General features: G+C 67.1%; 13 protein-coding genes and 3 pseudogenes. 8 read left to right on the top strand and 8 right to left on the bottom strand.

Going from position 1 to position 21,099, the window contains the following annotated elements:
- Window positions 1-20: 20 nt before the first annotated feature.
- A complete protein-coding gene (locus tag IE239_RS02635; protein WP_190147571.1) occupies window positions 21-1,307 on the bottom strand; it encodes a helix-turn-helix domain-containing protein in 1,287 nt (428 codons plus the stop codon).
- 337 nt (window positions 1,308-1,644) lie between these two features.
- Complete coding sequence (locus tag IE239_RS02630; RefSeq protein ID WP_190147570.1) at window positions 1,645-3,294, bottom strand: acyl-CoA dehydrogenase family protein; 1,650 nt, start codon at window positions 3,292-3,294, stop codon at window positions 1,645-1,647.
- 122 nt (window positions 3,295-3,416) lie between these two features.
- On the opposite strand from IE239_RS02630, the gene IE239_RS02625 reads away from it, so the two are divergent.
- Window positions 3,417-4,595: a YihY/virulence factor BrkB family protein gene (locus IE239_RS02625; RefSeq protein WP_190147569.1), complete on the top strand. Its 1,179-nt coding sequence runs from the start codon at window positions 3,417-3,419 to the stop codon at window positions 4,593-4,595.
- A gap of 444 nt (window positions 4,596-5,039) precedes the next feature.
- Window positions 5,040-5,594 carry a hypothetical protein gene (locus IE239_RS02620; RefSeq protein WP_229877717.1) on the top strand — a complete coding sequence of 185 codons (555 nt, stop codon included), beginning with the start codon at window positions 5,040-5,042 and terminating at the stop codon, window positions 5,592-5,594.
- 54 nt (window positions 5,595-5,648) lie between these two features.
- Here IE239_RS02620 and IE239_RS02615 read toward each other — a convergent pair whose 3' ends face one another.
- Window positions 5,649-6,419 (bottom strand): transposase, encoded by a 771-nt coding sequence (locus tag IE239_RS02615; protein WP_190147567.1) that lies wholly within the window; start codon window positions 6,417-6,419, stop codon window positions 5,649-5,651.
- Window positions 6,420-6,491: 72 nt separating this feature from the next.
- Here IE239_RS02615 and IE239_RS02610 point away from each other — a divergent pair, with 72 nt between their 5' ends.
- From IE239_RS02610 to IE239_RS02600, 4 genes and pseudogenes are all read left to right on the top strand, one after another.
- Complete coding sequence (locus IE239_RS02610; RefSeq protein WP_190147566.1) at window positions 6,492-6,875, top strand: hypothetical protein; 384 nt, start codon at window positions 6,492-6,494, stop codon at window positions 6,873-6,875.
- A gap of 406 nt (window positions 6,876-7,281) precedes the next feature.
- A pseudogene (locus tag IE239_RS41750) lies at window positions 7,282-7,472 on the top strand (IS3-like element ISMyma3 family transposase); the annotation flags it as partial.
- A 491-nt stretch (window positions 7,473-7,963) separates the two neighbouring features.
- Window positions 7,964-8,177, top strand: a pseudogene (locus IE239_RS43455) (ThuA domain-containing protein); the annotation flags it as partial.
- A 167-nt stretch (window positions 8,178-8,344) separates the two neighbouring features.
- Window positions 8,345-9,312 (top strand): annotated as a pseudogene (locus tag IE239_RS02600) (isocitrate lyase/PEP mutase family protein).
- 133 nt (window positions 9,313-9,445) lie between these two features.
- On the opposite strand, the gene IE239_RS02595 reads toward IE239_RS02600, so the two are convergent.
- From IE239_RS02595 to IE239_RS02585, 3 genes are all read right to left on the bottom strand, one after another.
- Window positions 9,446-10,489, bottom strand: coding sequence for a LacI family DNA-binding transcriptional regulator (locus IE239_RS02595; protein ID WP_190147564.1), 1,044 nt, complete (start codon window positions 10,487-10,489; stop codon window positions 9,446-9,448).
- Window positions 10,490-10,942: 453 nt separating this feature from the next.
- Complete coding sequence (locus IE239_RS02590; protein WP_190147563.1) at window positions 10,943-12,085, bottom strand: LacI family DNA-binding transcriptional regulator; 1,143 nt, start codon at window positions 12,083-12,085, stop codon at window positions 10,943-10,945.
- Window positions 12,086-12,298: 213 nt separating this feature from the next.
- Window positions 12,299-13,312 carry a hydroxyacid dehydrogenase gene (locus IE239_RS02585; protein ID WP_190147562.1) on the bottom strand — a complete coding sequence of 338 codons (1,014 nt, stop codon included), beginning with the start codon at window positions 13,310-13,312 and terminating at the stop codon, window positions 12,299-12,301.
- 307 nt (window positions 13,313-13,619) lie between these two features.
- Between IE239_RS02585 and IE239_RS02580 the strand changes: the two genes are divergently transcribed.
- The gene (locus IE239_RS02580; protein ID WP_229877757.1) at window positions 13,620-15,326 is read left to right on the top strand and encodes a carboxylesterase/lipase family protein; all 1,707 of its coding nucleotides are present in this window, start codon (window positions 13,620-13,622) and stop codon (window positions 15,324-15,326) included.
- Between the two features lie 186 nt (window positions 15,327-15,512).
- Here the strand turns inward: IE239_RS02580 and mmuM are convergent, their stop codons facing one another.
- Entirely contained in the window at window positions 15,513-16,454 is a 942-nt protein-coding gene (gene mmuM, locus IE239_RS02575) for a homocysteine S-methyltransferase (RefSeq protein ID WP_190147560.1), read from the bottom strand.
- Window positions 16,455-16,845: 391 nt separating this feature from the next.
- Entirely contained in the window at window positions 16,846-19,140 is a 2,295-nt protein-coding gene (locus IE239_RS02570) for an autotransporter (protein ID WP_373308042.1), read from the bottom strand.
- A gap of 539 nt (window positions 19,141-19,679) precedes the next feature.
- Between IE239_RS02570 and IE239_RS02565 the strand changes: the two genes are divergently transcribed.
- The gene (locus IE239_RS02565) at window positions 19,680-21,092 is read left to right on the top strand and encodes an RICIN domain-containing protein (protein ID WP_190147559.1); all 1,413 of its coding nucleotides are present in this window, start codon (window positions 19,680-19,682) and stop codon (window positions 21,090-21,092) included.
- Window positions 21,093-21,099 lie beyond the last annotated feature (7 nt).

Raw genomic sequence — 21,099 nt, 5'->3', positions numbered from 1 at the left:
ACCGGGAGAGCACCGGTACGTCATCGTTGCTGCGGTGCCGACGTCCGGTTTCTCATGGCGGTGGGTGCGCTCGAGTGAGGCAACAGGCTCTGTGGGTCGGTCGGAAACAGCACGTCGACCTCGACATCCTCACAGAAACGGTATGGCCGGTGTTCCAGAAAACCTCCCAGATAACGTCGCACCCGGGACATCTCGGCTCGTACCGTCACCGTCCGGCCCGGGTCGCCGAACATGTCCTCGGCCAGTTCCGCCGCGCTGCGGCCACCGTGGTGGGCAGCCAGCAGATACAGCAACTCGGCATGCCGGGGGCTGAGTTCATGGGACCACGAGCCCGTGTCCCCTGACACCGTCACCGACCACCGCCGGGCCCGGCTCAGGTCCAGCACGATCCGGGTGGCGTCACGCAGCGGCGGCTCGGCGGTCTCGTCCACCGATCGCACCAACCACCCGTCGGCCAGAGGCTCGATCGAGCACACCCCGAACGTTGGCAGCCATCGACGGCCCGGTGAGGGCGCCTTGGGTACCGCGATCCGGCTCACGTACGGCATCCCGGTCACCGCCGCCGTCCAGCCGTCCGCGTCCACTGCCGCCGCCCGGCCGCTGAGCCGGGAAAGCACCGGTGCCGCCACCGCCCGCAACCGCTCCAGCGAACCCAGATGCCTCTCGCGCAGCCTGGCTTCGGCGAGCTTCGCAACCGAGTCGACCCAGGCCAGAGTGGCCGGATGCATCGTCTCCAGCGGTCCGCTCACGTCGACCACGCCCAGGAGCCGGCCGTTGCGCGGATCGGTGATCGGGGCGCCCGCACAGGTCCAGGCCGCATGCGCGCGCACGAAGTGCTCGGCGGCGAACACCTGCACGGGCCGGCGCACCACCGCCGGCGTTCCCACGCCGTTGGTGCCGACCACGGACTCGCCCCAGTCGGCGCCCGGTTCGAAACCGATCCGGTCGGCCTTGCGCAGCACCGGGCTGCAGCCCTCGCGCCACAGCACCCGGCCCTCCTCGTCAGCGACGACCATGATGTGGTGGGCCAGGTCCGCGACGGACAGCAGTCCTTCGCGCAAAACCGGCAGCACCTGGCGCAACGGCGACTGCTCGCGCCGTCGCCGCACCTCGTCGGAGCTGAGCAGGCGGGATCTGAAACCGTGCTCCGGATCGACGCCGCTGCGCAGCATGCGCTCCCAGGACTGCTCGATCACCGGGCGCGGTTCCGTACGCGTCCGCCTGCCGGCCAGCCGGGCGTCGCGCACCTCGTTGAGCACCCGTGCCGCCCGCGCGGCGTCGACCGCCGCGAGTTGCGGCACGTTCATCGGTGGCGTCACCACTGGGCCTCCCGGGAGCACAGGCCAACCGGATGTCAAGATTCAGCGTCGACTGTTTCCGGTCCGGCTGAAGGCTCCATCTTGCCGTCCACGGGTGCCGGAGGGGCACGGTCCGGTCACAACCGCTGACAAGTTGCAACCCCCTGCAACCCTGGTGGACGTCCGCAGACTGTTTGAAGCTTGAGACGCGCCGTCCTGAGCGGCGATTCTGGCCTCGCAGGGCCATTGCGGCGGGGGTGGTGCCGTGTCGGCGCGGCACCACCCCCGCTTCCTGATTTCCCCCGATTTTCCGTGTTTTTCTCCGGTCCCTCGCAGGTCGGGGGCATCACGACCGAGGTGCGGCCCGTTCGACGATCGACGCCAGATCCAGAGTGTGCGGCAGCGTCCCGAAGGCCGCGCCGCCGTCCCCGCCCAGTCGCGAGGCGCAGAACGCGTCGGCCACCTCCGGGGGCCCGAATCGTACGAGCAGTGCACCCTGGAGCACCAGTGCGAACCGCTCCGCCAGTCGCCGAGCCCGCCCCTCGGCTCCGTCCAGGTCGGCCAAGTCGGTCAGCAGCCCCTTGATCGCGCCGTCCAACCGGTGATCGGCCCCGCGCGCCCGGCCGACCTCCTGCAGATAGGCGTTCAAGGCTTGCGGCTCACGTTGCAGGGCCCGCAGCACATCCAGCGCCTGGACGTTGCCCGCGCCCTCCCAGACCGAGTTCAACGGGGACTCCCGTACCAGCCGGGGCATCCCCGACTCCTCTACGTAACCGTTTCCACCCAGACACTCCGACGCCTCGACGGCCACCGGCGCGCAGCGCTTGGTCACCCAGTACTTGGCCGCCGGCACCGCGATCCGCAGCAACGCCCGTTCCTGTTCACCGCCGTCGTCGTAGGCCGCGGCCAGCCGCAGCGCAAGGGCGGTCGCCGCCTCCGACTCCAGCGCGAGGTCAGCCAGAACGTTGCGCATCAACGGCTTGTCGACCAGCTTCCCGCCGAAGGCCTCACGGTAGGTGCAGTGGTGGATCGCCTGCGCCACCGCCTGTCGCATCAACCCCGCCGACCCCAGCACACAGTCCACCCGGGTCGCCGCCACCATGTCGATGATGGTGCGCACCCCGCGACCTTCCTCTCCGACCCGGCGCGCCCACGTCCCGTCGAACTCGACCTCACTCGAGGCGTTGGACCGGTTCCCGAGCTTGTCCTTGAGCCGCTGGAGACGGAAAACGTTACGAGTACCGTCTTCGAGAACCCGTGGAACCAGGAAACACGTGAGCCCGCCCGCGCCCTGAGCGGAGGTCGCCCGGGCCAGCACCAGGAAACCGTCCGACATCGGAGCCGAACAGAACCATTTGTGCCCGGTCAACTCGTACGTCCCGTCCTCGGCAAGCGGAGCAGCGACCGTCGTGTTCGCCCGGACGTCGCTGCCGCCCTGTTTCTCCGTCATCCCCATCCCGAACAGCGCGCCGGCCTTCGACCGGGCCGGTCGCAGTTCACGGTCGTAGATCGCGGACGTCAGCCGCGGCTCCCACTCGGCGGCCAGCTCCGGGTCGGTGCGCAGCGCGGGCACCGCGGCATGGGTCATCGACAGCGGACAGCAGTTTCCCGCGTCGACCTGCGTCCACACCAGGAACCCGGCCGCCCGCCGCACATGCCCGCTCGGCCGCCCCCAGGCGGCCGTCAGTCGGGCCCCGACGCCCTTGCCGAGCAGCCGGTGCCAGGCCGGATGGAACTCGACCTCGTCGATGCGATGACCATGGCGGTCGTGTGAGCGCAATTTCGGCGGGTGCTCGTCGGCCTGCACCGCCCACTCCTGCACTTGCGCGGAGCCGGCCGCGCGCCCGAGCGCCGACAACTCGCCGCGCGCCTCGTCGATCAACGCCGGATCCAGATGCCGTTCCACGGCTTCCACCAGCGCCTGGTCGGTGCCGTACACGTCGTACCCGGTCAGGGGCGGGGGCTGGTTGGTCACAGTGTGCGTGCTGCCTGCCATAGCCCGAACCTACCCCTGGGTCCGGCGGTCATGGCCGTCCGAAGCCCGCGCCGTGTCCCCGACCCGGTGAAGCCGCCTTGCCGAAGGTGAGTGCGACCCCGAACGGCGGATACCTTTAGGACGTGCAGCCAGCAAGTCACTCACCCGAGCAACCCGGGAGCCCCGCCGGGCGTCTCCACCGGGCGCGTGCCCTTTACCGGAACGTCTCCAAGCGGCGGACCGCCTGGCTGCTGTTGAAGGACACCGTCAATTCCTGCATCGAGTACCGCATCCTCGGACTCGCTGCTGAAGCCGCTTTCTTCACATTGCTGTCCGTGCCTCCGCTGCTGCTCAGCCTCATCGGCCTGCTCGGCTACGTCGACGACTGGACCGGCACCGACACCATCACCAGCCTGGAGACCAACCTCGTCGAGGCCTCCCGCACGGTGCTGTCCGACAAGGGCGTGCGAGAGATCGCCCAGCCGATCCTCGACGACGTGCTGAAGGGCGGCCGTCCCGACGTCATCTCCATAGGCTTCCTGTTCGCCCTGTGGTCCGGATCGCGCGCGGTAAACGTTTTCATCGACACCATCACCGTGATGTACGGCCTCGACGGCGTGCGCGGCATCGTCAAGACGCGACTGGTGGCGTTTCTGCTCTTCGTCGCCGCTCTGCTGATCGGTTCGGTCGCGCTGCCGCTGATGGTCGCGGGACCGGACGCGGTGGTGCGGATCCTGCCGTGGTCGACGACCGTCGTGCAGGTGTTGTACTGGCCTGTGGTGATCGTCCTGTCGGTCGCGTTCCTGACGACGCTGTACCACGTCTCCGTACCCGTGCGCTCTCCGTGGATCGAGGACGTTCCCGGCGCACTCGTCGCCCTCGCCATGTGGGTGCTGGGCAGTTTCCTGCTGCGGATCTACCTGACGAGCACGATCGAGGGCGCCACCATCTATGGATCCCTCGCCGCTGCCGTCGCCGTCCTGCTGTGGATCGGCGTGTCCGCCTTCGCTGTGCTGGTGGGCGCCGCCGTCAATGCGGCGATCGACCGGGTCTGGCCGGCCGCCGCGACGGCCGCCGCCCGCGCCGCCAACGAACGGCAGCGCCAGGAGGAGGCCGCGGAGTACGTCGCCCGCATGGCCGCGGCCCGAGCCCACGAGGACGACGACCCGGACGATCCCGACATGCCGTCCGAGTTCCCGGAGAGGTGGTCCCGCTTCCTTCCGCCCGAGGACGTGACCGGACGGTTCCGCGCGCATGCGAAGAGCTCCCCGAAAGCGAACGGCACGGACGGCGGAAACGAGGAACAGCCTCCGGAGAAGTGATCTTCCGGTGACGCGGTGACTCCGGTCGAAAGGGACGCGGCCGGGCGGCGCAGGAGCCATGGAGGAGGAAGGCCTCGAAGACACAGCAGCCACGGAGGAGAAGACCGTCCAGGTCACGTGGCCCTGAGCGCGGGAATCTGCCGGAGACTCCCAGCGGCCCGGGCGAGGGGTGCCCTCGGAGACGTAGCCGCCCTGGCGGAGGTGCCGCACGGCGAAGGATGCGCAGGGACTGCCTCGACGAGGCTTCGCTCCCGCGCCTTCCAGCCCCCCGTTCTCTCTGCTTGCCTAAGCGTTGTCCCGTAATGATCTTTTGGCCGGAGGCAGTGAGGTGTTGCCTCAGCGGCATCGTGCTTGATGCCCTCGCGCGCCGGGTATCGCAGGCGCATGCAGGCATGGGGAGAGGCCGTGTGGGCGGGGCCCCGGTGGGAGACTTTCCTGCGGGGCGTGGTGAAGCGGGCGCTGGCGGGAGATGAGACGCAACCGTGGTGGATGCCGAGACGCGTGCTGACCGTGTCGGCCGATGTCGACGACACTGCCGGTGTCGGGGCGATCTGGATCCTGTGGCGTCCGAAGTCATCGCGGGAACGTGAGCACATCGCGCTTCTGGAGTGGTTCGGCGAGCAGTGGCGGTATGTGGGGGGCAGCAGTGGATCCGGAGACGATCCTGTCGACGTCGATGTGCTCGACGTTAGCAACGGAGGGGGCGTACTCAGTCTCACCCGCAGCCTTGACCCTCCGCGCTCCATCACCGCGGCCCCATGGATCAGTTGCGTCAAAGTGCGCCTCGGGCGGGATGTGAGTCACGTTCGCATCGGTGTCCGCCGGATCGAGGTTCCCGAGCAGCGCAGTCTCATCGCTGTTTGGACGTCTCCCCAGATCAGCCGCGGAGTCCGTCCCGTGATCGTGGCTCTGGGACGCGACGGCGCCGAGCTCTCCCGCATTGGCCCCCATGACAGCCTGGACACTCATACCTGGGCGCGACTGAGAGAGGGGTCGTAGCCGGCCTACTTCCCGGTCTCTGTCGTATTGGCTGAGCCTGCTGTTGCCTGCCGGTCACCCAGCGAGGGTGAGGTTGTGGAGGCGGGCGATGCCGAGCATGGCGTGGTGAACCCCGTCGCTTTTCAGGCGGCAGTCGCGGAGGATCTTCCAGGTCTTCATGAGGGCGAAGGCGTGCTCGACGCGGGCGCGGACCTTGCGGTGCGACCGGTTGTGCTCTTCTTTCCAGTCCGGGAGTGCGGGTCGGCCGCGTTCGCGGCGGTGCGGGATGACCAGCCCGGTGCCGCGGTAGCCGCCGTCCGCTATCACCGTGGTGTGGCCGATGGCGTCCTTCGCCCCGGACAGTTCCCACGCCTTGCAGTCGTTGCGGTTGCCGGACACCGGCCGGCCGACGGCGACGATGAGCCGGGTGTCGGCGTCGATGACGACCTGGTGGTTCGTGGAGTACCGGTAGTTCTTGGACTGCTCGGCGATGGTGTGGTCGCGGGTGGGCACCAAGGTGCCGTCCACGATCAGCACGGTGTCCTTGCGGAACCGTCTGCGGGGCTGGAACGCGAGCGACGGGCCGAGGGCGCCGATGATGCGGTCGGCCGCCGACTTCGACACCCCGAACAGCGGCGCCAATTGGCGCAGGGTGAGGTTCGTGCGCCAGTACGCGGCGACCAGCAGCACTCGGTCCTCCAGCGGCAGACTCCACGGCCGGCCTTTGCGGACCGGGTCGGCGCCCTCGCGCCGCAGCGCGGTGATGAGCTTGCCGAACTGCCGAGGGCTCAGCCCGGTGAACGGGGTTATCCAGGACAGCTCAGACGCCGTGTTCACACCAGCCACGGCGAGATCATTTCAGTTGCTGTCTCCGTTTCTTGAGGCCGATCCTGTGGGCTCGGCCAGCGAGGAGGACATGTGGGGCTCGTTCTGTTTCCAGGAGACGATGACACCAGCAGCCCGGACGTCTCCTGGTCCTACACCGGCTTCGGAGCGTTCCGGCGGTGGCTGGCACAGGCCGAGGGGTTCGCACTGGACGAGATGCACGGCTTCGACGGACAGCGCCCGTGGAACAACGTCTCCACCACCCTGGCACCACTCCTCAATCATCCCGACGATGACGGCCCCGACCTCACGCCGATCCAGTGCGCCGCGATCCTCCCCCGCCTGCAGGAGATCGCCGACCAACCTCAAGGCGGAACCACCGACCCACTTCTCCAACGGCACATAGACGACGTCCGCCAGTTGGTGGTCGTCCTGCAGCTCTGCATCGAGAAGGACGTCGACCTCCTCTTCGGCTGACCCCAGCGGGCGTTACCTGCGCACTGCGACCAGCAGTTACGGGACAACGCTTAGCGAAATCCGCGAAGTCACGCGGTGTACGGCCGAGCACCTCCTGGAGGCTCGGGAGAAATGCGTTACGACCGTCCAGCACAGACTCGAACAACTCCACCGGAAAAGCCGCTTCGCCAGACGGCACCCCCAATCCTGCCAACTGCTCACGCACTTCCGCGCTGATACAGGTGTGCGCGCCGCTCGCGAACAGTCGCTGACCGATGATTGCAAGCGCTTCCCGAAGCGTCAGCGGCTACGGCTCGGAGACATCTGGAGTTCTGAGGTACCGGTCATTTGCAGAACCGCCTTCATCACCACGTCGACGACGTCCCGCAGGTCGACGAACGGCTCCTCCACTCCCGGCCCGGCAACCCGCTCAGGCGCACACGCGGGGCAGCGTCCGGGGACGACGACGGAGGAGTCCGCCCAGCTCAAGGCGCTCAAGAAGGAGAACGCCGAGCTGAAGCGGGCGAACGAGATCCTGAAGGCCGCGGCGAGTTTCTTCGCGGCCGAGCTCGACCGGCCACACACGCGCTCGTAGCGTTCATCGACGAGCACCGGGACCGCTTCGGCGGGGTCGAGCGGGTAACGGGAGGGTCGTGCCATAACTCAATCCTTTCACGGAATCGAGTCTCTACCTGACCCGGGGCGGTTCAATCTCTGCGTTGTTTCCGTTTCTACGTTGCCCGTGTCTGCGTCGGTGACTCGCAACCGTTTACGGAAGGGTTTCGGTGCTCGCCCTCGGTATGTTTGCGGGGAGAGGTCCCCTCACGCCCGAGGCGACGCATCCGCGCTTCTGCTGTCGCTGTTACCCAGAATGCGTTGCGGTGCTCAGGAGGAGTGGCGATCCGACGAGCGGGACGAGGGCGGCGCAAGCGTTTCCGGCGAAGCGGCGCGTGGACGCGGGGCGGATGCGGTCCTCGGCCCGGACGTGCGCGCGGTGGCGGACCTTGAGTCGGATCGTCCGGGTTTTGATCAAATAGGCGCAGAGTGCACTGCTGAACTGCAGTGATGGGACTCGTCGAGGGCCCTGCCGACTGCAAGGACGCGGATAGGCCCAGGAAGCCCCGCTGGACGGCTATGCAGCCGTCGTCCCTATCTGTCCACCAGTGGCGAAGCGCTGACTCCGGCCCAGCGGAAGTGGATCGCCGGATACATCGAGGCGGGCGGCGGTTTCGCCGGGATGCATGCGGCAGCCTGCACGCATACGACTGACCGTACTCCGGCGAACTCCTCGGCGCGCGGTTCGACCGTCACGCTGAGCCCGGAGACAAATGACGATTCTTCGGTGAACCGCTTGCGCCATCGGAGTGGGTTCTGGTCGCGTAGTGGAGGCTGTACGCACGCGCATCGAGATCCTCTTGTTTCGGAAAACCGTTCCGAAACACCTTTCTCGAAAGACGCTCCGGAAAAGGATGTACAGGAGGAGCTCCGCAGTGACTTACGGGACCAAGCTGAGGGAGCGGATCACCGCCCCCGGGACGACTCCGCTGATCGGCGTGTACGACACGACATGTACTCGGCGTCGATCGCGGCACAACATTATGACGGGATGTTCGTTTCCGGATTTGGATTCGCGGCCTCCTACTACGGACTACCGGACATCGGTTTCATCGCCCGGCCGGACATGATGGCATTCGTACAGCGGCTGCGTGGCGCGTTCCCGAGTCACCACCTGCTCGTCGACATCGACGACGGATACGTCGATCCGGAGTTCGCCTGCCACGTGGTGGAGGGCCTGGAGCGAATCGGTGCGTCCGGAGTCATCCTGGAGGACCAGAAACGACCGCGCCGTTGTGGACATGCAGACGGCAAGCAGGTACTGCCGTTGCGCAAGTATCTCGCCAAGCTGGAAATGGTGCTGGCGACCCGCGGGGACCTGGTCGTGGTCGCCCGCACGGGCGCCACAGAAGAGAAAGACATCCTCCATCGCGCCGAGACTCTCGCTGCCACGGATGCCGACGTCGTCCTGGTCGACGGTGTCCGCAGCGTGGAATGGATTCGCCGGATCCGGGCCGTGGTCGGAGACAAGCCGATGTTGTTCAACCAGATCACCGGCGGCAAATCCCCCCGCCTTTCTCTGAGCGAGCTGTCCGGCCTCGGCGTGGCCGTGGCGATCTACAGCACCCCATGCCTTTTCGCAGCTCATGAGGCGATGCACTCAGCCCTTGCAGAACTGAAGCGAAGGGACGGGCGGCTGCCCACGCCGCACGCCACGCACGGGGTCGGGGTGGCGAGCGCGACTCGCCTGCTGGAGGGCAACATCGCGCACCGTCGCCCGACCGTGGCAAACACAGCTCACATGCAAGTATGGGAGGACAGGCAAGAAGTGCAGAACAGGAAGGAAACAGAGGCCGAGCGGGAAACGGAAGAAGTGGAGAAAGCGGTCACCCCGACTCTATGACGAGTAAGCGTTTACGAATACGGGTTGCCGGTGGGCAGTCCGGTTCACGGCGCAGGATCCGCGGCGAGATGTACCGTCGCCGGGTATGAGGATGAGACGGGGCGGGTGACCGAAGTCGGACGGACGTGAACCGTCAGGCCCGCGGCGGCGCGGTACTAGCGCGCTGCACGAGTCTCGTCGACAGCTCTGTCCGCGTGCACTCCGGGCGCTCTCCGTCCATCATCCGTACCAGCACCCGCAGTGCCGTCCCCGCCATCTCCGCGAGCGGCTGACGGACCGTGGTCAGGGCGGGGGTTGCCCAGCGGGTCTCCGGCAGGTCATCGAAACCCACCACGCTGATGTCATGCGGGATTCGCAACTGCCGCTCCGCCAGGGCGCGGTAGACGCCCAGTGCCATGCGATCGGAACAGACGAAGACGGCTGTCGGGGGCACGGGCAGGTCCAGGAGCTCGTGCATGCGGCGGTGCGCGACGGTCTCGTCGAAGCCGCCGTCGCGGAGGTACTCAGGGCGCTGCGCGAGGCCGACCGAGGCCAGCGCCGAGCGATAGCCGGCGACACGCGCGCCGCTGCACATCTTCCGCCTCGGGCCGGCGATCACTGCGATGCGTTCGTGTCCGAGTGCCAGGAGATGTTCGGTCGCCGTCACCCCGCCCTGCCAGTTGGCTGCTCCTACCGACATGACTCCTGGGGGCGGCTCCAGAACGGGATCGATCATCACGAACGGAATGCGATGCTGGTCCAGCCACGCATACTGAGAACCCGTCAGCTCCGCGAGGTGGAACAGAACTCCTGCGGAGCCACGCACGGTCAGCTTGTCCAGCCAACCCCGTTGCGGGCGTCCGGTGCGGTTACGGGACAGGGCGGCAGAGACGACCAGGTCCAGACCGGCGTCGTGCGCCGCTTCCTCGACGCCGCAGAGGACCGCGCCCGACCGTGAACTGTCCAGGGAGTGCACGACGAGATCCACCAGCCGGGGCGGCTTGGAGGCGTCCAGTCGAGGTCTGCGCACATAACCCAGACGGTCCAGTGCCTCCGTGACTCGGCGTCGAGTCTCGGGAGCGACATCCTCTCGCCCGTTGACCACCTTGGAGGCCGTCGGAACGGATACCCCCGCCTCGCGTGCCACGACCGCCAGGGTTGGCCCGGCCGTCGAGCTCGCATTCGCCGTGCGCACCATTCGGAACCACCTCTCCGGCCCGCCCGAGGGCCAGCGAAAGTTCGCACGCCGTTTGGGAGCCCGATGCAGGAACGGACGATTCGCAGAAAGCGCTTGCTATCCTAGACATGCCGCGACGTGGCGGGAAGACACGGTGTGACACGGGATCATGAGCGTCCCGAGCAAGGCTCGATTGATCGTCAGGGGAACAGCTCGCAGATCAGGCGGTGTTGGTGTCGTAGCCCGAGAGGTAGCAATCGGTTGCCGTAACGGTAGACCCAGACTTTCTATGGCACTCGAAGAGTGTACGGAACCGTTTGCACTCAGATGTCGTGCGGTAGCCCCATCGTGCGGACGGAGATGCAGGGGATGGAAGGGGTGTGTGCCGGCCAGTCGATTGCGACGAGGCCCATAGGGGGCGTCGGCGGCCTCCGCGGAGCCGGCAGCTCGTCAGCAGTGCAGGAGGGAAAGGGCTTACCGAGAGACTTTCGTGGCAGTCCGAACAGACGCTGTGACTCGCGGGTACCGCTTCGAGGAGCGCACTGAGTTTCGCACGACGACATGGGTCCCCAGAACCAGGTGCTCGGCGTTCGGACCCGTGCGTCGTGCTTCGGCCCCAGCGCTCTTTCGTCGGTCCGCGACCGCATGCAGAGCCACTCGGCCCATCTCCTCGTAAGGCACATGTACCGTGGTGAGTTGAGGGGTGAGTTGGGACGCCAGCGGGATGTCGTCATAGCCTGTGATCGACACGTCCTCCGGCACCCGTAGCCCTGCCGCACGTAATGCCTGCATGGCACCCGCGGCGACGATGTCGGAACCTGCGAGTACCGCAGTGAAGTCCGGTGTTTCATGCAGAGCGGCGTCGACCGCCGCGTATCCGTACGCTTCGTCATAAGGGCCCTGTCGCAACAGCCCCCGGTCGAACGGCACCCCATACGCCTCGAAGGCTCGACGTGCACCGTTCAACCTTCCCTGGGCTGTGCTGAGTTCAGCAGGGCCGGGCAGGGTCAGGATGCGTCGATGACCGGCCGAGAGGAGGTGGCCGGCCATGGCATAGGCCCCGGACTCGTTGTCGTAGTCGACCGTTGTGGCCGGAACGTCACCCTGCAACGGGGGCCTGCCGACCAGGACCAAGTGCGAGCCCACCGCGTCGAGGGAGCGAGCGAAGCGGGCCATGCGCAGCTGGTACCCGTCGTGGTCGTAGGCGCCCCCGAGCAACACGACAGCGGCCACACCCTGTTGCCGCATCAGGTCGACCAGGGCCAACTCACGTTCTGGATCGTCGCCGGTGGTGCCGACCAGCGACAGCCAGCCGCGCAGTGTGGCCGCGCCTTCGACGCCCTTCGCGATGTGGGCGAACGCGGCGGCGGTGACGTTGTTGATCAGTATCGCCACCGTCGGCGTGCCCATGCCGGCCAAAGACCGTGCGTGCGCGTTCGTCACGTAGTCCAGGTCTCGGACGACCTGCATCACGCGGCTGCGCACCGTGTCGGAGACGGGGTAGTTGCTGCCCGACAGAACACGGGAAACGCTTGCTACAGACACACCGGCGCGCTCCGCCACATCCCTTATGGTCACCCTGGCGACTGCGTCCCCGGTCGTCTTGCGCTGACTCACGTTGCGGCTCCTTACCGTCCTGCCACCATTGGGCACATCGGGGCCACGGTCGCGGATACCGGCGTGGCCTGACCACCGGAAGGGGCTTGGCCCCCCGGTCGACTCGGGAACCGTATCCCGATGCCTGCCCAGGTGGACGAGCCTGTGGATACCGCCGGTAGCACCTGGGAACGGCTGAGAACAGTGGAGCGGAGTTCCTGGCCGATCGCGATGTCAGGCCAGCCTGGTCAGATCGCCTCGGCGCACTTCATGGACAAGCGGCAGCCCTTCGGCCAGCCGTTCCAGTTCCTCGACGACGATACGGCCGAGTCGTTCCAACTCGTTGCCGAGGGATCCGGCGATGTGTGGGGTCAGAAAGACGTTCGGCAACCGGTACAGAGGGGAGTCGGCCGGGAGGGGTTCCGGATCGGTGACGTCGAGCACGGCATGCAGTCGGCCGGAGACCAGTTCCCCAGTGAGGGCGGCTTGGTCCACGAGGGCGCCCCGCGACGTGTTGATGAGGATGCCGCCGTCCCGGATCAAGGCGAGGCGGTCGCCGTCGAGCATGTGACGGGTTTCGCGGATGTCCGGCGCATGCAGGGTGACGATGTCGCTGTGCAGAAGGAGATCGCTCAAGGAGACCGCCCGCGCGCCGAGTTCGGCGGCCTCGGCAGCGTCCACGTACGGATCGTGGAGGAGAACGTCGAAGTCGTGCGGGCGCAGCAGTTCCAACAGGCGTCGGCCCACACGCGATGCGCCGATGACGCCTACCCTGCGGCCGAAGTTGCCCATGGTTGCGGTCTCGGCGGGGGTCGGCTGGGCATGGGAAAGACGGAATCGTTCACGATGAGTCAAGACGTCCTTTCCGGCCAGCAGAATCATCGCGAGTGTGTATTCGGCCACGGGTACGGCGTTACCGGTGACCGCGCTGGAAACGGCCACTCCCCGCTCCCACAGAGCCTCGCCGATCAGTGAGCGAACCGAACCTGCGGCGTGCAGCACTGCCCGCAGCCGGGGCATCGAGGTGGTCGCGCCCTCGTCCAGGTGGGGACAGCCCCAACCGGTGATCAGAACCTCGGTGACGGCCAGTGCCGTTGCCGCCGTGGGATCGGAGAAGTCGCGGACGACGACCTCGGTCTCGATCTCGGCCGTGCGGCGCAACCGGGCCATCAAGGGCTCCGGGAACAGCAGGGGCAGGTGCACCGGATCCATGGCGAACACGGCCCTCGGCAAGGCGGCGCTGGGCATGACTCTCCCGGGTGCGTAGAAAAGTATAGGAAGCGCTTTCTGCAATCATCGCCTACGGTAGGTCTGAGCTGTCGGCACGGTCAATCGGTCGAAGTGAAGGGTTGCAGTTGCCACTGCGACCGTCTCGGTCTCGGCACCGGATGTACGCCGAACAGCCCCGCTCAGGTGGGCGCTCCGGAATAACCGGGTGCTGGTGTGATGCTCTTGTGTGAATCGGTGCGCGAGCGCGGCGAAGGGCGGTGAGCAGGTGGCAGCAGACCGGACGAATCCTGCGGGCGACGCCCTGGGGGTGTCCGACGCCCGCCCCGTGGTCAGGACTCCCTGCGGGGTCGTCCGCGGGAGATATGAGCACGGCATTGCCGTCTTTCGGGGGATCCCGTACGCGGCGCCCCCTTTCGGGCCGCTGCGGTTCAGGCCGCCCGTCCGGCCCGAGCCCTGGGACGGGGTGCGCGATGCGGGCACTTTCGGGCCGACGCCGCCCAAACCGTCGTACTCCGTAGCCTTTGCCCGGTATCTCTCCGACCCTGTCGTTCCGGGTGACGACTGCCTCAACCTCAATGTCTGGACGCGTGATCCCACGCCGAGCGCCCGGCTGCCCGTCTTGGTATGGCTGCACGGTGGCGCGCTTACCAGGGGTTCTTCAGCGGTACCGGTGTACGACGGATGGAAGTTCGCGCGCGATGGAATCGTTTTCGTATCGATCAACTACAGGCTGGGTGTGGAGGGCTACGGACTGTTTCCCGACGCTCCTGCCAACCTGGGTCTGCGCGACCAGCTTGCCGCACTGGAATGGGTCCATCGAGCGATCGAGGCCTTCGGCGGCGATCCCGACAGGGTCACCTTGGCGGGCCAGTCCGCAGGCGCCATCAGTGTGGGCGCACTGATCGCGGCCCCGAAGGCGCAAGGGCTGTTTCGGCGGGCTGTCCTGCAGAGTGGACCCCCAGAGGTCGGCGAGCGGGACAAGGTTCGGCGCATGGTGCGCCGGATGGCCAACCGGTTGAAGATCCCCGCCACCGCCGAGGCTTTCGCCGGCGTCGACCGCGATCTTCTGCTGAGAGTCCAGGCCGAGGCTGGAAGGCTGAGCAGTCCGGTGCTGGGCGGACCAGCCTTCGGCATCGTGATCGACGGCGACCTCGTCCCGCGCGATCCCCTGCAGGCCCTCGTCGACGGAGACGTGGCCAGGGGCGTCGAACTGCTCCTGGGCTGGACACGCGACGAGTACCGGCTCTGGCTGGTGCCGGGCGGCTTGTTGGAGCGAGTCGATCGGATGGGTCCCGTCGCTTTTGCCGGAGCCATGGCCCGCTGCCACTGTGGCCATGAGGTGCCGCGAGGCTATCGCGCCCTCCATCCAGAGGCCGGAACCGCCGAAACCGTCGGTCAGATTGTCACCGACAAGCTGCTGCGGCTGCCGCTTCGACAGCTGGCCGAAGCCCGTCCCGGGACGTCCTACGTGTACGAGTTCGCCTGGCCCTCGCTGCGGCCCGGACTCGGCGCCTGCCACGCTCTGGAACTCGGTTTCGTATTCGATACCGGCGAAACTCCTGAGTCCGCGAAGCTAGCCGGTGACGGAGCGCCGCAGGCGCTCGCCGACACGATGCACGAGGCGTGGACCCGTTTCGTGACGACGGGCAGCCCAGGGTGGGAGGCCTGGGGCATGTCGCATCCGGTACGGGTCTTCGGCGAGGTCGGCGAGGGGCGGCATAGGCGCGACGCAGTGCCTCACGAGGCTGACAGAGGCAAGGCGGCGCTCAACGGTGCTGTCCCGGCCGACGGTCGGCGTACGGAGCTGGACGACATGCTGGACCCGGGCGACCGCATGGTCTATACCGCCTACGGGCTGCGCGACCGCGAGTTGGCTCTGTGGACGACGGCGGAAGCAGGCGGCGTCGCTCCGGACGGACCTGTCGACGGGAAGCCGGCGCGGGATCCTTTGCTCAGCAGCGCGGCACGCCGCGCAGAGCTGAGATCGGCGGTACGGCGACTGCGCCGCACCGGAAGGGTACGGGGACGCTGATCGTCGGGTCGCCGCCGTGCCCAAGGAACCGTACTTCTTCTGTTTCTATGGTTTGCGGCGTACCTCGGGCTGGTCCCGTGACCGCTGCGCTCGCCGGATACATCACTTGCAAGCCGGCTGAAAAGCCGCAGCAACCGCTTCTACGATCCCGGGCGCCGGCGGAAGCCGACGGAACGGGCCCGGGCCCTACCTGGAGGACAGCGTCGAGGCGATCGAGGCTACTGCCTCGGGACCGACGCGGCAGCAACCGCCGATGAGACGGGCCCCCGACTCCTGCCAGCCCAGAACCTGTTCGGGAAGGAAGGAGGAGCGGCCGCTCCAGGCGCGGGCCTCAGCGTCCCAGGCTTCGCCGCTGTTCGGGTAGACGACGACGGGTTTGCCCGTCACTCGCGCCGCGATCGTCACGGCGGCGTCCACATCCTCGGGTGCGCAGCAGTTCACGCCGACCGCGATCACCTCATCCGCGTCAGCGGCCAGAGCGAACGCCTCCTCCAGCGGCTGGTCGGCGCGGGTGTGGACTCCTGCGATCGAGTACGAGAGCCAGGCCGACACACCGAGTCCTCGCACGGCCCGCAGCAATGCCTCGGCCTCGTCGGCGTCGGGAACCGTTTCCAGCGCCAACACATCGGGCGCGGCGGCGGCCAGCACCTCCAACCGGGGACGGTGGAAACGTTCCAGTTCCCGGACGCTCAGGCCGTAACGACCTCGGTACTCGGAACCGTCGGCAAGCATCGCTCCGTACGGACCGACCGACGCGGCAACCCACAGCGGGTGCCTTACCCCTTCGTCCTGCGCCCGTCGCGCTGCCTCCCGAGCCAGCTCCACACTCAGCGTAAGCAGCCGGGCCGACTCTCGGCGGTCGATGCCCCGCTTCGCGAATCCCTCGAACGTGGCTTGGTAGCTGGAGGTGATCGCCACGTTCGCACCCGACTCGAAGTAGGCGCGATGGGCCTCGATGATCGCGTCGGGTTGTTCGGCGAGCAGTCGCGCAGACCACAGCTCGTCGCTCAGGTCGTGCCCGGCCGACTCCAGCTGGTTCGACATGCCGCCGTCGAGGACGACGGCTCCGGTCCTGAGAGCCGTGGCGAGGGAGGTCTCCGCGAGGGGAGAGGGAATGTCGCTGGTCATGTCACGACGCTAGCCGAAGGGGCCGAGCACGGCCCGATGTGTCCAGCGTGTGAGCATGAGAACCATATCGTGGGATGTCTGTGCCCGTGATCGCAGCAATGTTCCTGATCGCCGGCAGAGCAGTTGCAGTTGTTGCTTCTGCGGGCGTCAGCGGTTGTCGCCGGTCGCTCAGCTGTACCGATCGATTCCGATCCCGTTTGCCGTGATCGCGAAGACCCCGGGGTTCGGGCCCTTCCAGAAGCGGTGCCTTTGGAGGAACCCGGGCGCTTGAACTGGACCTGCCACGGACACGTCTCGCCCTCAGGGCGACGGACGGTGTCTGCACCGCCCTTCGGCCAGTGCGGTGCGGTGCCGTAGGTTTCCCAGCTGTGCACGGCTCGGGTTCCAGAGCTCATCCCCTGGGAGCCGAGTGCCGGCCTCCCCGGTTGCGCGGACCGCCCCGGGAGCGCCGGGTCTTCGGAACCAGCAGCGCACCGAGCAGGCCGGCGCCTAGCACGTACGGCCACCACCCGAACGCGCTCGGCCCCGCCGCGTCGGCGCTGCGCGATTCCGCCGTGACGGCTCGTGAAAAAGGCCCCTTGCTCGCTTTTGCCGCAGGGCTCCAGGCCGAGGCTGACAGGACTACGTCATTACCGTCCCCTCCCTTGTAACTGATTCGGTAAACGGTGCCTTCGATTTCCGCCTCGGCGCCCTCACGTAGGCCGTCGAAGGTCCCGCTGATGGGTGTGCTCCCGGTGTGATTCAGGATGGTGATGGTGTGGAGCGGTACTCTGCCGGTCGTTTCGGAAGCCTCACCGGAAGCGGTGTCGGATTGCCGCGACGCGGAAGCTTTGCCGAAAGCGGTACCAGAACCGGTTGCCGCGGCGGCCGCTCCTGCGGGGGACAGATCGAGTCCGCCGGCCAGGTTCACCTTGCCTGCCACCGTCAAGGGTGCGTCCGCCAGCACCAGTTGCCCATCGTCACGCTGTGTGTAAGCGCCGGTTACGGTCAGGCCCCCCGTGACAACGCCCTCGTTCGTCACGGCGCCCAGTACGGTTCCCTTGCCGTCGAGCGTGCTCGTCACCCGCAGGGCCGAGCTGCCGGGGTCGAGCCGGGCTGCTGCGGACGTCAGCCGGACAGTCCTGCTGTTGGCCAGCGTCGCCCCGTTCTCCAGCGCGAGTGTGCCCCGCACGACCGTGGTCGTCCCGGTGTATGTCACCGCGGATCCTGTGAGGGTCGTCGTCGCGGGCCCGGACTGCACGAGTGAGCCGCTGCCTCCGAGGCGGGACAGGGAAACCGCTTGCTTGGTGTTGTGCACGATGAGCGTGCCGTCGTTGACGATCCGTCGCCGATCGGTTCCGGTGAGAAGGGAGCCGTCCCCCTGCGCCGAGCCGAGTCGCAGGATCGCTCCCTTCCGCACGGTCGTCGTACCGTCGTAGTACTGCGCGGCCGCGAAGGTGACGTCGTTTCCCTTCGTCCCGGCGATGACGACGTCTCCTGCGCCGGGCGCGGCCAGCGTGTCGTGGTACTTGCCGCCCCCGATCGGCGCCCCCAGGGTGACTGGCCCGTTGTAGTCGAACGTCAGCAACGACCGCCGTCCGCCGGCCTCGTGCAAGTTGATGTAAACGGTGTCCCTCGTGCCCGGCATGTAGATCTTGTGTGTGGTGCCGTCGCCCCACTGAACGTTCGCACCCTCGATGTTCGTGCCGCGTTTGTTCAGCTGGTGCGGGATGGCGCGCCAGTTGAGGTCCGGGTCGCTGAGCGCGGGCGCGGTGTCGCCGCCCCGGTCGCTGTAGCTGTACTGCCCTGTGAGAACGACCTTGCTGCCCGGCCGCGTGTGGACGTTGACGTCGCTGCCGTACTGCCGTTGGTAGAAGTCCTGGCGCAGGGTCACCGTCCGGTGCAGCGGGGTGTCGATGATCCAGGAGCCCTGGTTGAGGATCGCTCGGGCGTTGGGCAGTGACACCGGGTACTCGGGACGGCCGACCGCCATGCCGGTGCCGTTGTCGATGACGCCGGAGAAGGGGTGCGTGCCGGCCAGATCGAGCGTGCCCCACATGTTGCGGGGCTGGGTGATCAGTCCTGAACCGCTGATCGTCCCGATGTTGAAAGTGCGGGTCAGCGACAGGCGGAGGGTGCCGTCGACACGGATGTTGAGCTGGTTGAGCCGGTATCCGGGAGTGTTGTACGGGAAGTGTCCGATCAGTCCTGTACCTCCACCGGTGCCGTACTGCAGCGTTGTTCCGCGCTCCACGGTGATCGCGGGCGGATCGGGGGAGCTGACTGTCGTGTACGGGTGGTTGCCGCCCTGCGTGCGCACCACCTGCTGTCGGCGGTCGGTGGGCAGGGTGAAGTCACTGTCCCTGCTCAGAACGAGTGTCCCTTCGCCTCGGAAGGTGAGCGTTCCCTGACCGCGAAACACACCGCTGTACGTTGTCGTCCCGGAAGGCACGCTCACGGCCGAGTCGCCGGTGAGCATCACATCCCGGTTCGCCAGTACGTCGGCGGTGATGTCCCGCACGTCGGCGGCCATGGCCGGGGGACCGGTCGCGAGGAGGGCTGCGACGGCCGCCAAGGCGCCGACGGCTGCGGTTGAGGTGTGAAGAGGGTTGCGCACACTTCGGAGACGCGCCGCAGCGAGCCGGATAACAGAAAAATTGCTTCTCTTGAGGTGCCGACCCAGCCTCGAGAGCCAGAAACCCACCATCCGGCCGGAAAATCCCAGAAAGGGCTTTCCATGAAGTCCTGTCAGACCCGTTGACCTGCTCGTAACACACCCATACCTTTTCGGCGTTCCTCACTCCACATGCCGTTCGCAGTCCCGGACGCGACCCTCGCTGAGAGGCAACCCGCTTGTACGCCAACCCGCTCGTCCGCCGCCGCACTGACCCGAAGACGACCGTCTCGGCGGCTGTTTCGACGACGCGGTGATCCGTCCCGCCTACGACCTGAGCGTCCTGCGTCACTCAGGGACCTGGCCGGACTCGCCAACACCCGAGGCCTCGTCCGGCGGGCTCGCCGCTTCGACGCCGAGCGCGCACCCGACCAGGTTGGACACCACTCGTTGACGACTGCATGGCGGTGAGACCGACGTCCTGATCCACCACACCCCTGAGGCAAGAAGACGACCCGCTCGTCCTGAGCGATCACAGCCCCAGCCTTCCGATCCGAACCTTCGCCCGGCCACCGGAGGGCACACCCGACTTCGGCGCCCTGTCGCCGACACCGTGAAGGAGAGTGCGTGAGATGAAACGCGCCTACGCGACGCTGCTCGCCCTCTGTCTGGCGCTGTTCGGCGCTTTCGCCGCTGCGGGCCCTGCCCATGCGGCGCCCATGACTATCATCAACGGCACGCAGTTCACCGACACTTCGGGCGGCCCTGTGCACGCCCACGGTGGAGGGGTCCTCAAAGTCGGTTCCTTCTACTACTGGTTCGGCGAGAACCGCAACGCCGACAACACCTTCCGGTACGTGGACGCCTACCGCTCCACAGACCTGAAGAACTGGGAGTTCCGCAACCACGTCCTCACCCAGTCGAGCGCCTTCGAACTGGCCACCGCCAACATCGAGCGACCGAAGGTCATGTACAACGCCGCAACCGGCAAGTACGTGATGTGGATGCACAAGGAGAACGGCGTCGACTACAGCGAGGCCCGGGCCGCTGTCGCCGTGTCGGACACCGTTGACGGGAACTACACCTGGCAGGGCAGCTTCCGCCCGCTCGACCAGCACATGTCCCGTGACATCACGGTCTTTGTGGACACCGACGGTACCGGGTACATGGTCTCGGCCGCGCGCGAGAACTACGACCTGCAGATCTACCGGCTGACAGCCGACTACACCGGTATCGCAGATCTGGTCGCCGACCCCTGGCACGGTGGTCACCGAGAGGCGCCCGCACTGTTCAAGCGCAACGGCGTCTACTTCATGCTCACTTCGGCGGCTACCGGCTGGAACCCCAATCAGCAGCAGTACGCGACAGCGACCTCCCTCGCCGGACCCTGGACGGCCATGACCAACGTCGGAGACTCGACGGCGTACGGCTCGCAGACCGCATACGTGCTGCCGGTCCAGGGAACGTCGGGCACCTCCTACCTGTACCTGGGTGACCGCTGGGGCAACTCCTTCGGCGGCACCGTCAACGACTCCCGCTATGTGTGGCTGCCACTCGCCTTCCCCACGTCCACCTCGCTGTCGATGTCGTGGGCCCCCGAGGTCACCGTCGACACGGCCCTCGGAACGGTCACCGGCACGAGTGCCACGTACAACACGCTCATCGCCCGGCACAGCGGCAAGTGTGCCGACGTGACGAGTCAGTCCCTGTGGTCGGGAGCTCAGATCAAGCAGTACGACTGCAACGGCGGAAACAACCAGAAGTACTGGTTCAAGTCGATCGACAGCGGTTACTACCAGTTGATCGTCAGGAACAGTTCTCTGTGCGTGCAGGCGAACGCGAGCACGGTCACCCAGGAGGACTGCAACGCCACGACCACCAGTCAACAGTGGTCGCTCACGACGTCCGGGAACTACGTGAACGTCAAGTCGCGAGCCGGCGGAGGGTGTCTGGACGTGAATGGCGCGTCCACCGCCAACTCGGCAGCCGTCATTACGTACACATGCAACGGCGGTACCAACCAGCAGTGGACACGAGGTTCATGAGAATGCC

Origin of the sequence: Streptomyces humidus (assembly GCF_014649655.1) — a bacterium.
GTDB classification, from domain to species: domain Bacteria; phylum Actinomycetota; class Actinomycetes; order Streptomycetales; family Streptomycetaceae; genus Streptomyces; species Streptomyces humidus.
The sequence above is the reverse complement of the archived record's forward strand: the minus strand, read 5'-3'. Positions and strand labels throughout refer to the sequence as shown.